This is a genomic window from Chitinophaga sp. 30R24 (assembly GCF_049056765.1).
In the GTDB taxonomy this organism is placed as follows: Bacteria; Bacteroidota; Bacteroidia; order Chitinophagales; family Chitinophagaceae; genus Chitinophaga.
In genome coordinates, this window is sequence record NZ_JBJGXX010000012.1 from 110,986 (window position 1) to 126,126 (window position 15,141).

The 15,141-nt window shown below is 42.2% G+C and carries 8 protein-coding genes; 2 read left to right on the forward strand and 6 right to left on the reverse strand.

The genetic code is table 11. The features are described from left to right. Positions 1-32: 32 nt before the first annotated feature. Genes ACDQ55_RS18875 through ACDQ55_RS18900 form a run of 6 tightly spaced genes read right to left on the reverse strand, consistent with a single transcriptional unit; the run spans position 33 to position 12,664 of the window. Positions 33-1,367 carry a sugar porter family MFS transporter gene (locus tag ACDQ55_RS18875; protein ID WP_420983058.1) on the reverse strand — a complete coding sequence of 445 codons (1,335 nt, stop codon included), beginning with the start codon at positions 1,365-1,367 and terminating at the stop codon, positions 33-35. Positions 1,368-1,391: 24 nt separating this feature from the next. Next, positions 1,392-2,462 (reverse strand): aldose epimerase family protein, encoded by a 1,071-nt coding sequence (locus ACDQ55_RS18880; RefSeq protein WP_420983059.1) that lies wholly within the window; start codon positions 2,460-2,462, stop codon positions 1,392-1,394. Between the two features lie 21 nt (positions 2,463-2,483). Continuing rightward, on the reverse strand, positions 2,484-5,831 hold the full coding sequence (locus tag ACDQ55_RS18885) for a DUF5107 domain-containing protein (protein ID WP_420983060.1): 3,348 nt from the start codon (positions 5,829-5,831) through the stop codon (positions 2,484-2,486). 23 nt (positions 5,832-5,854) lie between these two features. Then, positions 5,855-8,083: a hypothetical protein gene (locus ACDQ55_RS18890; RefSeq protein ID WP_420983061.1), complete on the reverse strand. Its 2,229-nt coding sequence runs from the start codon at positions 8,081-8,083 to the stop codon at positions 5,855-5,857. 25 nt (positions 8,084-8,108) lie between these two features. Further along, positions 8,109-9,632: a RagB/SusD family nutrient uptake outer membrane protein gene (locus ACDQ55_RS18895; protein WP_420983062.1), complete on the reverse strand. Its 1,524-nt coding sequence runs from the start codon at positions 9,630-9,632 to the stop codon at positions 8,109-8,111. A 17-nt stretch (positions 9,633-9,649) separates the two neighbouring features. After that, positions 9,650-12,664, reverse strand: coding sequence for a SusC/RagA family TonB-linked outer membrane protein (locus tag ACDQ55_RS18900; RefSeq protein ID WP_420983064.1), 3,015 nt, complete (start codon positions 12,662-12,664; stop codon positions 9,650-9,652). Positions 12,665-13,008: 344 nt separating this feature from the next. Here ACDQ55_RS18900 and ACDQ55_RS18905 point away from each other — a divergent pair, with 344 nt between their 5' ends. After that, a complete protein-coding gene (locus ACDQ55_RS18905) occupies positions 13,009-13,908 on the forward strand; it encodes an AraC family transcriptional regulator (RefSeq protein ID WP_420983065.1) in 900 nt (299 codons plus the stop codon). A gap of 592 nt (positions 13,909-14,500) precedes the next feature. After that, on the forward strand, positions 14,501-14,833 hold the full coding sequence (locus ACDQ55_RS18910) for a hypothetical protein (protein WP_420983067.1): 333 nt from the start codon (positions 14,501-14,503) through the stop codon (positions 14,831-14,833). Positions 14,834-15,141: the final 308 nt, after the last annotated feature.

The following is a 15,141-nucleotide window of genomic DNA, read 5'->3' on the forward strand; positions in this document are numbered from 1 at the left end:
TTTACCATTATGAGGTTGTGTGATGTATTGCCTTAATGCCCTGCAATAAAGCCTTCTAGTTCCTCCAGTGTTTTTCCTTTGGTTTCCTTTATCTTAAACCAAATGAATACAAAACCCAGGAGGCAAATAGTAGCATAAATATAGAAGGTATTATCTTTAAATTTTTCAAATAAAACAGGAAACGTGAATACCAATATAAAGTAAGCGGCCCACAAACTCAATACGGCAACAGAGGAGGCTACCGCACGGATCCTGTTGGGAAAGATCTCAGATATCAGCACCCAGGTTACCGGCGCCAACGACATGGCATACACGCCGATAGCAGCCATCAGGTACCAGGAAACGTGTGTGGAACCCTGTCCCAGCATACTTACTACAATTACATACAAAATAGCCAGACCCCCTGCACCAAAAAGCATCAAAGGTTTACGGCCCAGTTTATCAACCAACAGCATAGCCACAATAGTAAATACCAGATTTACAACACCCAGAAATACGGTTTGCAATAACTGCTCCGACTGGGAAACGCCAATACTGGCAAAGATCCTAGGAGTATAGTTAAATACCACATTGATACCGCATAACTGCTGAAAAACAGCCAGTACAACCCCAATGACTACAGCAGGTAATACACTTTCCTGAACAATGGCTTTAAAACCCGTTCGGGTATGATCGGTTTCCTGTGATTGCCGGATACCGGCCATGGATATACGGGCATGATCAACATCCCCAATCTTTTCCAAAATAGCAGTGGCTTCAGCTATCCGGCCTACTTTTGTGAGCCAGCGGGGACTCTCTGGCAGCCATACAGCTCCACCTAAGAATATGGCAGAAGGAATAATGCCTAATCCGAACATCCAACGCCAGGCATCCGGACCGTTGTTACGCAAACTGTAATTTACCAGGTTAGTAATCAGTATCCCGATTACAACTGTGAGCTGATTAATCGCTACCATCCGCCCGCGCAAATGAGCCGGTGATACTTCTGCTATATACATGGGAGAAAGCATAGATGCCATCCCCACTCCGATGCCAGCAACGAAACGCCCTGCAATAAAGAGATTTCTGTCGGGAGCACAAGCCATTGCCAGCGAAGAAAGACCAAAGATAACAGCTGCCAGCAATAATCCCATTTTACGTCCATATCTGTCTGCTATGCCACCGGCAACCAGGCAGCCTGCAATAGCGCCTAATGCCAAACATCCTGTGGCAAATCCTTCCCAATAGGCACTCAGGCCAAACTGCTGCTGCAAAAATGGAAGTGCCCCGGAAATAACAGCAAAGTCAAACCCGAAAAGGTATCCACCCAATGCCGATATAAATGATATACCGAGAATATATTTGCTATTATGTGATGCGTGCTGCATAATTAAGATTTAATGCGATGAAGATTACGTGGTACCAAATTCATAAACCGTAGACGAATGGTAATGCTGGCCCGGCTCTAGGATAGTATTGGGAAAACCAGGATGGTTGGGGCTATCCGGGAAAGCCTGCGTTTCCAGCGCTATTGCGCCATGCTTCACATATGGCATACCCTGCTGCCCGGTAATGGACCCATCCCAATAATTGGCCGTATATACCTGTATACCCGGCTGGTCTGTATACACACGCAGCCTCCTGCCACTGTCTTTATCTTCCAGTTCCGCCGCCAGCAACATCTCTCCGTGTACCACATGGGATAAAACATAATTATGATCAAACCCCATATCCAACGGAAACTGATCAAAATGAGCACCTACCTTTACCGGTACGGAAAAATCTAATGGGGTACCTGCTACAGGCAATATCCTTCCCGTGGGTATGTTATTTTCATTTTTTTCTGTATAAAACCCTGCATTAACATATAAAAAATGATCTGCTACCGTGGCATGCCCAAAACCTGTCAGGTTAAAGTAACTGTGGTTGGTTAAATTTACCGGCGTACTTTTGTCTGTAACCGCAGTGTATCTTATTACCAGTTGGTTGCTTTGGTTCAGCATGTATTTCACCTTTACCCTAAGGTTGCCGGAATAACCCTCTTCCCCATCTTCACTCAGGTATTCCAATTCAACACTATTCTCCGTGTCTTCCTTATCCAGGGAAGTTACTGTCCATACTTTTTTATGCAACCCTTCAAATCCTCCATGCAAATGATTACCGCTGTTGTTCACAGACAGCTGCATTATTTGTCCGTTCAGCAGAAATTTCCCACCTGCAATACGGTTGGCATATCTGCCCGCCACACAGCCAAAATACCAGGGATTATTTGCATATGCATCCGCATCTTTATAACCTGCAGTAATATTTTTTACGATGCCATTTCTATCAGGCGCAAATACAGACATCACTGTACCTCCGAGGTTAGTAATATTAACTGTTATAGCCTGATTTTTTAATGTTATAAGATACAAAGGTTCGCCCTTAATAACGCCACATTGTTTATATGAAACGGTGGATATTTTATCCTGCCTGTGCTGCATAGGTCCACTTTTTAATCCGGATTAAATCGTCAATACATTTATCTCTTTCAGGAAAGGTATCATATGCAGATAAGTGGCTGCTCCCTGATGGCTCACATCCAGCAGCAGCACTTCTTCCAAATATTTCACCGCCTGCGCATCATTGCCAAGACCCAGGTAGCCCAGGCCAATCAGGTACCTACAATGTATACTATTCCTGAGATCCAAATCCAGATCAAATACTAGCATATCAGGTAAAGACACCGCAAAATAATCGATACTCACTTTATCCTCCAAATGCTGCTCCCCGAAACGGATAAATTGCTCAAAAATAGTACATGCTTTTTCTGGCTCATCTAACTTTAACCATGCAAATGCCTGGTATACAATCTTATCCGGTTGAGGGTCATTATAATAGATGGCCTGTGTGGGCTCACTAACACCTGTTGTAGCAGCTTTGAAAAAAGAATATGCCTTTTCTTCCATTTTCAATCCTTCATAGGCACACCCCAACAGAAAGTTAACATCGTTTTCCTGCGCGCCGAACAATTTACCTTCTCCCAGATTTTCAGGATATTGCGCTAATGCCTGCAGCAGTTCCAGCGCTACCGCAAATGCTCTTCGCTGTAATGCCTGCCTGGCCAACCCCGTATGACAAAGAATATACTGTCCCACCACTTTCCCTTCCCCTCCCTCCCAGGGATGAAATTTCCTCGCAGCAAGTAACTCCTTGGCTTTGCCGAATTGTTGCAGGCTGTTATATAAAGTTATTCTTTCAAGATAAAGATCATCTCTTTCTTCTACAAGATCGATCGCAGATTCCAATAAGGCAAGTCTATCTTTCACACTACGGCCGGTAATCTTATACAACTGATCCAACTCCATTAAAATGCGTGCGTCTTTGCGGTCCAGTGCATACGCTTTTTCCATAAAGACAACGGCCTGTTGTTTTTTATTCACCTTATTGTAATAAGCCAGTGACAGGTTGCGATGAGCGGTAGAAAAACTGTCATCCTGCTTAACGGCAGCTTCCCAACAGTTAATGGCTTCCTGGTATTGTCTTTTATCATACCAGTAGTTGCCCAGGTAATAAGGCGCCCTGGCATCTGTTGGATTAACAGCAATAGCACTTTCCAGTATCCGTACTTCTTCTATCTTATTAGGGAAACAATAATCAGGGCTTTGCAGTGCGGCTGCAGCATAATACGCCTTTGCCTTATCCTGATCTCCTGACTGCCAGGAGTACCATCCCATGTAATAATATACCAGCGGTGATACTTCCTGCCGGATAGAAAGATATAAATTTAATACCTGCAATGCTTCCCCGTAAAAACCTCCATGTGCATAGTCGAGCGACAACTCAAGATAATTGTTCACTGCATCCCGCATCAGCGACCGCATCTTCTCCAATACTGCCGCTGCTTCCTGTTCATGATGCATCGCTTTCAGCGCCAGATGTTTTTCAAACATACAGCCGTAGTTAAACAGATCTATTTCCAGCGAAGCGCCTATAAAATAAAGCGCCTGTTCCAACTGTCCCTTTTTCCGCAGTAATACCGCCTTTAAATGACGCGCAGTATGATTATGATAATTACTGACAAGCGATTTATCTGCCAGCTGCAACGCCTTACCCCACTCCTGCCGGTGTGCGGCTATCCTTGCCAGTGAAAGAAACCCGCTGCCCTGCCAGCTATCGTTCCAGGTAGCTTTATAAAAAGCATCATATGCTTCATCCAGTCGTCCCTGTAGTGTTAGTGACCAGCCAAGATGATAATATGGCTCCCCATCATATGGATTCGGGTTTCTTTTCGTAAGCGTACGGATGGCCGTTCTGAAGTAAGGTTCGGCCTTTTTAAATTGTCCGCGGCGCAGTAATAATAATCCCATAGCGTTGTTACAACGCACATCTCCGGGGCTTCTTCTCAATCCTTCTTCGTAATAATCAGCAGGATTAAAAGTAGCATGACGGTATTGTTCCAGATGAAGGCCATTCAGATAAAGCTCTTCCACCTGTTCAATTTCAGCAGGCAGGCTGGCGGCCATGGCTGCAGCTGGCACTTCTTTCTCCTCTTTTACGTCTGGCTGCCAGGCCACCAGCAACGTGCCGGTATTGTCGGTTACGGTTACTTTCCAGTCTTCCGCTTTGCCAAAATCATCAGTGATAAATACGGTATCGAATATCTCATAAGGTGACAAGTCCGCTTCGTATTCCTTTACTGTTTGCCCGCGTTGCAGCAGGCGGATAACCGCCTGTCTATAACGGGCGGTAGTGTATACTTTAATATATATTTCATTGTCTTGCCACTCCAGGTTGAGCATCGCCTCTTTGGTCGCATTCTTTACGATGCCTATTTGTGCGTAAGGCATAAAATACTGCTCAAATGTTTTTCCTTCGTTGGGTTGCAGCCAGGAAAAGTCGGGCTGATTGTCTGTAAACACCCCGGTCATTAGTTCAATATATGGACCGTCTTCATCTGTCAGATTCCGGTCCCATGCAAAACCGAAATCACCTTTTCCCCACGTCCACTGTTTTTTACCGGGAGAGATATGATGATCTGCCACATGCAACATCCCTGCCTGTGTATCATGCTCGTAGCAGCCCATGAAATCATAGGAAGATTGTATAGCCATGTAAGAGGTAGGTACCGGAATGGTACTGTACTTCGAAATATCTGTTCCCGGTGCATAATTCACTTTGTAATAAGTGCCGGTGGCAATAGGAAAATCAGATACGTCTCTTTTGCCGTGATCAAAAACCGCGTAAACATCCGGAGGAAAAACCGACTGGTAGTGATCATTTACCTTTACTGCGGGGTTGGCCCACCAGAGGAATGTTTGCGGGAAAGGGGTACGGTTAAATAATTTACCCTTAATTTCCAGATAAGCTTTATCGGGATATAACGTAAACCCGGCCATACCTTTTGTGCGGAACATTACTTCTGTTTCATTTACCCATACCGTTTTACTGCCATCTGCATGCTCCTGGATGGTATAATCTACCGGTTCAAAAGTACTGGGACGATGATGTTGGGGCCAGTTAAATTCTATGCCTCCTGAAATCCATGGACCAGCCAACCCTACTAAAGCTGGTTTGATCACCTGATTGTAATATATGAAATCACGTTTTTTTACTTTGTCATAAGCCCGTTGTATCCTGCCTCCTATTTCCGGAAGTATCATAATCTTCAGGAATTCATTTTCCAGGAATACGGCCGTATATATCTCTTCCGTTTTTTCATCAGCAATCTTCTCAATTACCGGGTGAGGATATACCACACCACTGCTTCCCTGGTATACTCTTTTTTCCAGGAACATTGGGTTTTTCTCTGGTTTTCCAACCTTATAGGTAGGAATGGATACTTTCTCCATCCATGCGTTAACAACTTCCATATAGTTTACTTTTCCGTTTACTGCTAATCGTTAACAGGTATCAGTTTAACCAGCACGGCATCTTTAACAGGCACAGTAAGGGAAAAGGCATCCTGTCCTTTCTCTATCTGTCCGAATGCGTTACCGGTTAAAAGATCTGTCATTATATATTTTGTATTACCTAATCCCAGGTCTTTTGTATATAATACTTGTTTAAACTCCTGTTGTGTAGCAAAATTGAATAACCCTAACATCGTAGTATCCCCTTTCAGGAGGAAAACAAGTTGCTGGTCCTGGCTTTCACCATCAGACATTTTCAGAGGGGTAAATGCTTTAGGAGAACTGAAAAAAGCACATACTTCCGGATTGTCCAGGTATTTTCTGGCCCGTTCCGCGGCCAGCTTATCTCTGAAATCAGATCCATCTCCCAAAACACTACCCATTACCATCATAGCGTATATCCTTACTTTTACTTCCTGTTCTGTTAACTCCGGGTTTTTCTGGAATTTTTTCATAATGGCCACATCCAGGTTCGTATATGGCCAAAGGGTACCTTGTACCCACCACATGTGCGTGCCATTAGCCAGAGATGCCGCAGTACTGCCGTAATGCGGAAATCCAGACTGGTCATCCCTCAAATGAGAATATACATCCGTGGAAATAAAACGGGCATGCGCATATTGGTGCGGAAACATTGGGGAAATGGCCATAGTAATAAAAATATCAGGTCCCATGATAGAATCTATCAAAGATTTGAGCATTTTCATTCCCTTGTTATAAGCCTGCATACCAGTGCGTACACTTTTATCATACCGGGTGGTAGATTCCAGTGAGCCTGCTGATAAGAAATCTATTTTAATAAAAGACGCATTAATAGCTTTGGCTTTCTTTAACTGGGAGATGATATACTCACGTACTGCCGGATGTGTAGGGTCCATGGCAAATGCAGCCCAATCACCATCTTTATAGGCAATTGGATTGAAATTTTTATCCTTAAGCACTACCTCCTTCAAAGGGATATTAGTTCCTTTCAGTACTTCTTGGTCTATCGAATTCTTCCAGGTCCACAAAGCAAAAGGGATAAAATAAAAACCTATCTGCTGATCCCTTTTTTTGGCATATCTGCCTAAAGACGCCAGTATCTCTGTAGTATAAATATTCTGATCGTAAGCATCTATGCTCAGAACGGGTTTTGCATATTTGTTAAAATTGCCGAGTGACTGAATAAAGTCTGATATTCTGGCCATACTGGCAGGCATCATTACCTTTTCATATCCCAGTACTCCTTCCACGCCAAAGCTGTTCCAGTAAAAGGGAGCATATCCTTTCCAGGAAAGGACGCCGGCTAATTTTGCATTAGCGGCGCCATAACCTGTAAAGTTCTGCCGGATATCTTCTGTACCGGCAAGATATATTAATGGTGAGGTTACCTTTTCACCTGTTAGGGTACCATGAGGGGCGTGATCATGGGTACCATCCAATCCGCCGTAAGCTGCCGGTAATGCCTTGTTATCTTCAGTAGCAGCGCCCCCGAAAATATAGAAGGAATCAAGCTCCCCTTTTGCAGTACCTGTTTTATACACGATGCCTGTTTTCCAACAATCATGTGTAATACTGCCTACCACCAGGCCTGAGAGGGTATTTTTTTCGTATAAGGCAGTAAACTCATAGCTGATTCCTGTTGCCGGAGAGGACGTCTCCTTTGGCCACTCTCTGGTCAGGATATTTACCCAGTTATCATTATCAAAAGGCACATCAAGTATACGTGGCTCATTGCCGGGAATATATGCATGCCCCAGCTGTGCAGACAACACTGCCAGCGGTGATATATTGCGTGTTTCCGGTAATTTTCCTGACGCATTAGCAGTTGTTGCTTCGGCGCTGATCAACAAAAAAGGCTGCTCCTCATATAGGGTAATAAACTGTGTCAGCTGCAGCAGATGCCGGTTATCCGAGTGTTCAATGGTTACGCGGATGCCGGTACCAAAAACATCTTTCACGGGCGTAGTAGTGGTGTGATGCTTTGCAAAGTCTGCACTACGCAGGTAGCCGGTGTTCACATCTTCTATGCTGGCAATGGTATTATCCAGTTGAACGCCGTTTTGAAAATGGTAACTCACTTTTCCTGTTAAGTGATCCACTATCAGCTTCACCTGCCTGTTAACGAGTACCGTACTGTCTTTACCTGCCTGCACCTGTTGCCCCATGAGCTTTACTGACAGCAGTACCCCCAATAAACAGCCGGCAATACACCAGTACCTTTTCTTCTGCAAATTTCTTTTTAGTATCATCATGAAATTAGTAGCCTGGATTCTGATCTGATGGCAGTAAAGACGAGTTGTTCTGAAATTCTTTTGTAGGCAGTGGGTACCATAAATTTTTCTCTGTAATAAACGGCGTGGCATCCGGGTTATTTGTCTTCACTTCCGACAGCAGTGTACCGCTTCTTTTCAGGTCAAACCATCTCCATCCTTCAAATCCCAGTTCACGCATACGCTCCATCATTAGCTCCTTCCTCAGTTGGGTTTGGTCGGGGATTATTTTATGCACCTCCTCATAATTAGCCAAACCGGCCCTGTTACGGATTATATTTAACTGTGTTAGTGCATTACCGGCATCCCCAAGTTCATTTTCAGCTTCTGCGTACATCAGTATTACATCTGCCAGTCGCAGGTAATACAGGTTACGGGAGGAAGAAGAACCGCTGGTAGAAACATCTTTGGTGATATCGAATTTTTTAACGTGTGGTTTGCCAACATCCGCCCACCAGGAATAATCTACCGGATTACCGTCCTTGTCAAAAAAGACGCTACGGAAAGTGGCATCTTTTCTTTTATCTCCTTCTTCAAAACTGTTAAAATAATAGTCTGTAGGAATAATGACATGGCCACCGGCACCGGGCAAGTTAGCAGCGTTTATCTGCCAGCATCCTAGGTTATTAGCCAGATTGCTGGTATTATTATTTTCATTGGAAAACTGTACCTCGAAGAGGGATTCTTTATTATTCTCATTTGCTTCTACATACAGATCAGCATAATTGCTGAGTAGCGTTACATTAGGTGAATTTAACAATGGCTCCAGGGTGGCTTTGGCATTCTTATAATCTTTACGGGTAAGATATACTTTACCTAGTAAGGCTATAGCAGCTTCTTTCGTGGCCCTTCCTACTTCCTGGCTTTTATCACCTTTGTTACTCAGGTTCGCTGCTGCAAATTGCAGATCTTCTACGATTAGCTTATACACGTTTTCTTCACTGCTTTTCGGCAAACCGCCTTTCTGATCAGCTACCACATCAGGTACTTCGGTAGGCATGGGCACTCCTCCGTATAACTGTACCAGATAGAAATAGAAAAGCGCCCGGAGAAACTTTGCCTCGCCAATAGCCTGGTTCTTAATACCATCATTCACCGGTGCCTTCTGAATATATCTGATAGCCGTATTGGCATTCGTAATCCCTTTATATGAAAATGACCAGAAACCCTGTACCACATCATTTTGTCCTGTCATTAAAGGAGAGTAACTATTTACAGCGGAAAAGCCTTGCCAATAAGGACCCCAGGTAGGTACAAAGGTGGTCATTTTTGCTTCGTCTGTTCCCACCATTCCTACAATTACATAATCGCCACGCTTTAACTCCAGCAACTGCCGGTAAATTCCCACAACACCGGATTTCACTCCCGCTTCATCTTTATATAGCTGTTCAGGGGAGATAAATTTTTCTGGTTTGATATCCAGTTGTTTGTCGCATCCGGAAAGAATAATACCAGTCATTATAACAAGGATCGTAAAGATCTTATTGAGTGTTGAACATTTACTAAACATACATGTAAGCTTTATGATTATAACCCCAGATTCGCTCCGAACAATATGGTTCTATACCTTGGATAGATATCGTATTGGCCCGTACTTATTTCGGGGTCAATTCCCTTGTATTTTGTAAACAGGAATGGTTCCATTACCTGGGCATATACACGCAAGGATCTTATCTTTGCCTTACTTAATAAGGATGATGAAAAATTATACGCCAGCGTGATGTCCCTAACACGGATAAAATCACCTTTTTCCACCGCATAGCTAGAAGAACCTGAAGGCAATGTTCTCAGTGAACTGCCAAATGCATTCGGGCGTGGAATATCTGTTTTAGTATTTTCCGGTGTCCAGTAATTTAAGCCTTCCTTCAGGATCACATTACGCCCGCTGGCATAGAGATAATCTGTATAGGCTTTGTTATAAATATCATGTCCGTACATATACGTAGTGAATACGGTCAAGGATAATTGTTTATACCTGAAATAGTTCCAGAAACCTCCCCAGCCTTTGGGGGTAGTACGACCAACAATGGTCATATCGTATGAGTTGATAATGCCGTCGTGGTTAAGATCTTTGATTCTTATATCACCTGGCTTGCCGGTTGGGTTCAGTGTAAAATCATCTCCCTTGTTATATATTCCGTCAAAAACATAATCCACGATCAGGCTGTTGGGAGCTTCACCCACTTTCAGTGTAGGGCTGAGGGAATCACGTCCGGGCAGCAATGACGTAACTTTGGATTTATATTTGGAGAAATTGAGGCTTACCTGCCAGTCGAAGTTCTTGGTTTGTATAGGAGAAAGTTTAATACCGATATCAATACCTCTTGTATTCAGTGAAGCTACATTGATCATCTTGGTATCATATCCTTGTGAAAGCGCCAGATCTTGTTCCAACAGTAGGTTATGTACATTTTTATTGTAGTAGTCAACGGTTAATTGTACCCTGGAATTAAACATTGCCAGATCAAAGCCGCTATTAAACTGGTATTGGCTTTCCCATTTCAAGGCCGGATTACCCTGATTGGAGCCTAATTGATAACCGGTAGACTGCGTGTTGCCATTAAAGGGATAAGCTGCGGAGTTGAGGCGCTCAAAGATTCTGTCGTACGTTACATCCTGGTTACCGATCACACCATAGCTCGCCCTGAACTTGAGGTCATTTACCCTGGACTTAAACTTCAGGCCAATGAATGGCTCATCTATCAGGCGCCATGCACCGCTCACAGAAGGAAAAAAGCCATGCCTATTTTGCGCGCCAAACCTGGAAGAACCATCATATCGTGCGGTTACATTAAGAATATAGCGATCTTTAAATTTGTAGATGGCCCTACCTAATGCAGAATTTATCGCCCAGTTGTAATAATCACTCTGGATCTGGTCTCTTTTATTAGCCAGGCTCATGTCTTTATACGTCAGTTCATCTGTAGGGAAACCGGAAGCCTGTTCATCATTCCATTCCTGCCTTCTTTTCTGGAAAGTATACCCACCCAGGAGGTCCAGTGAATGTTTTTCAGAGGGGCTATAATGATAGGAAAGGGTATTTTCTATCAGCCAGTCGCGGTAGCCAAAATTCTGCACATCTGCTACTCCATTCTTCTCAAAACCATCACTTGTAGTACGTGGATGATATTGAAAAGTCTGGTCTTTATAAATATCTGCGCCTATATTGGTGCGGAAAGTCAGGTTTGGAATAACAGTATACTCTAAGTACATATTACCGATCAGGCGGTCATCTACTTTATTATTGATCGCATCTTTTGCCAGCACCACCGGGTTATTCACGGTTACCTTGCCGCTGTTAGGATCTATTTCTATCACAGGTTTACCCAAGGAGTCATATATCGGGCGGAGTGGACTCATAGAAAGTGCATTCTCATAAGCCTGGTTACTTACCACCTGATTATCCAGGTGGGAAAAATTGGTATTTACCCCTACTTTCAGTTTGTCTGTTACATCAGATTCTATATTTACTTTAAGGGAATAACGCTTCAGGTTAGAGCCGATAATAATACCATCTTGATCAAGATAGTTACCGCTCATATAGAACTTGTTTTTACCAATACCATTAGAGATGCTCAGCGTATGACTTTGCATAGGTGCTACCTGCGTGATGGCATCTACCCAGTTGTAGGATTTGCCTGCCGCCAGACTTTTCAATTCTGTAGCACTGAAAAGAACGGAATCTGTTTTGGGACTATTCAAAGGCCATGCTACCGGATCTTCATCACTCATAGATATTCTTCTGATATTGGCATAGGTAGCAGCATCCACAAAATCGTAGTTCCTGTATATCTGCTGTATACCATAGTAACCGTTATAGTCGACACTGGCCCTGCCAGCCTTTGCTTTTTTGGTGGTAATGATCACTACCCCCTCTGCTGCCCTTGAGCCATAAATACCTGCAGCAGCGGCATCTTTCAGTACATTTATGGATTCTATATCATAGGGGTTTATTTCCCTGATATCACCGGTTAAGATTACGCCATCCACCACATAAGTAGGGCCAGATCCCTGGGTGATAGAATTGACTCCTCTTATCTTAATACTTGTTCCGCCACCAGGTTCATAACCGGTACTCATTACCTGCACACCGGGCACCCTTGCCTGCAATGCACTGTTAATAGTAGTAACGGGCATTTCACTGAGTTCTTTGCCTGAAATACTGGCCACAGCGCTGGTAATATCTTTTTTCTTCTGTTCTCCGTAACCAATCACCACTACTTCATCCAAACCAGCAATCTCTGTTTTCAATAATACAGTTAATGCGGTATCGTTTCCTGCAACAGTTACGGTTTGCGATTTGTAACCTACAAAACTGAATACCAGGGAAATTTTTCCCGTAAACTGGATGGTAAAATCGCCTGTTACATCTGTTTTCATAGAGCCATTTCTGTTACTAATATTAGTAATAGAAACAAATGGAAGTGGCTTCCCGGATGTGGCATCCAGCACTCTTCCATGCAACTGCTTTTGCTGTGCATTAACCTGCAGGCAGGTAAATACAGCTAAAACAAGAAGATACAGGGGGATCATGTTTTTCATAACGTCTCATTTAACATTTTTAATGTAAGCAGGTATCATGAACAGGAATACATAACAATTTTCAGGGTTTAACTGCACCCGAGATGCAGCTCAACAGTTGTAGCTGACTTGTCAGTATTGCTTGCTGATAGCCGATTTGATTATTGGTTTCTGATGGTAAATATTAATTATACTAGTAACATGGAATAGTGAATAAGCTGAGCATTATGAGCTGATTGAAGGCCCATTAAACTTTCTATGTCTCAAATGTCCGGGTTTATACCTACATTAAAAATGGGGAAAATTCTGAATATAATGGATTTTTTTCCTATATTTCAAATAATGAAAAAAATTTACGTTCAGGCATGAAGGATAAAGTTATAAAGCGGAAGCAAGGGTTCCAGGGGGAACAATTGATCGTACTTCCCAAAAAGATACGGATTGATTTTCTTACCAGAGACCCTATTACCAGGCAGATATATATTACCGACATAGGATATTATCCCAAGGCCAGTGGACACTATATCAAACGTAGTCACGGGGTAAACCAGCATATTCTCATCTATTGTGTAGAAGGCAGCGGGTGGATTGAAATCGATAAAAAGAAAGAAGGAATATCCCCATCCCAGTTTTTCCTGATCCCGATGGGCACTCCACATACCTATTCCGCAAAGGAAGATGATCCATGGACAATATACTGGATACATTTCGGTGGAGAAACCTCTTCTTTTATTGTTGACCTGATCCTGCAACATGTAAAAAATTACAAACCTTATCTTCCTTATAATGAAAACAGGATCAAATTATTCCAGGATATATGCCTTACACTGGAACGTGGTTATACAATGGATAACCTACGGTATGTAAATATGATCTTCTATCACTTTCTCTCCTCCATACTTTACGAAGATAAATTCAACTATGACTGGAATGGTAATAAACATGATGTAGTATCATCCACTATTGACCTGATGCAGAAAAAACTGGACACACGGGTAACCCTACACGAATTTGCCACCTTTGCAAAGTTGTCGGTTTCCTACTTCTCCGCCATCTTTCATGAAAAAACGGGCTATTCTCCCATTGAATATTTCAATAACCTTAAAATACAGAAAGCCTGTCAATATCTTGTGCTCACAGATATGAGCATCAAACAAACTTCATTCAAACTGGGAATGGATGATCAATATTATTTTTCAAGGATGTTTTCAAAATTAATGGGAATGTCGCCTAAAGAATATAGAAAGTTAAATAAATCAGGCTAGTAATAATTGATATTGGTATTAAAACTGGCATGTAGGCATATCTTCATTTTAGGTTATTGAATAGAAGACTATACGTAAATAAAGTATAAAAAATATTCCGGTAAAAGATATCAAAACAGCCAGAATCTTTACTGGTTCAAGCTTCCGGCTGTTGTTAGACAATTAAAAAAATGGGAGAGCCATGCCCTCTGAATCGCACGCCATCAAGCCAATAAGACTACAGCGTGCTTCATTAACTTTGGATCTGCTGCAATGCCAATCACATTTTTTTTGTTATTCATTAAAGTTTATCTAAATTCGGATAACTAACTGCTAAATTATAGCAGTACTCAAATGATCACATGTCTCATAGAAACTACCTCAATATTTCAATATGAAGACGTTTAGCTTGTTCTTATGATCCAATAGTGAAAACCTTTTAATTATCTTCCTTTGCACTTTAATCACAAAGAGCAAAAAATTACTCCTGTAATTCGTTTGCGTTTTAATCTGGACTGTATCAATCAGGTATTATTCCCCATTCACACTATCTATTCTCATAATAAATTTTTGTTTTAAATTTTTCATTATTCACCTCAAAATCGCTATTATCATGGGTATCATTGCATTTTATGAAGGCAACAACGCAACTCAAAACCTCGTTCAAGCTGTTGAAGACGCTCCTGGTCAGGATTTCCGTCCGATTCAAAATGATGAGATCAGATCTACAAAAATTTATAATGTCAGACCTGGCTGTGAAATCAGGGTGTATGATTCTCCCAATGGCGCCACTGATGATGACTTTTGCATTGTTAATGTAAAAAGAATGTCACCAGAATACGTCATTGACACATTTGAAAAATCTTACGAAGATGAATATGTAAGGGTGACATTCATCCGCAACAATGGCCTGGATGGCAAAATATCACGTGTAAGGGTAAATTAATAACCAGCATCCAGACTAAACATTTTACATCTGGGTATCGTTTGATGCCCAGATGTAAAATTTAGTGCAAGCTAAGAAAAGTGGTATAAATGGGAATCACGTAAAAACCATTGTCTAGAAAGGGTTTTATAAAAACCCAGTATAATTTGCCCTATATCGTTAACGTACCCCTATTATATGTAAAGTGTAATAGTCAATATTTAATCTGACAGACAGCTAATTTTGGGCCCAACGAATCAGCTGTAAATCTATGAATATTTTATCCACTAAAAAATTTGCCGAGCTACCCGCTCATTGTGACTCTGCAA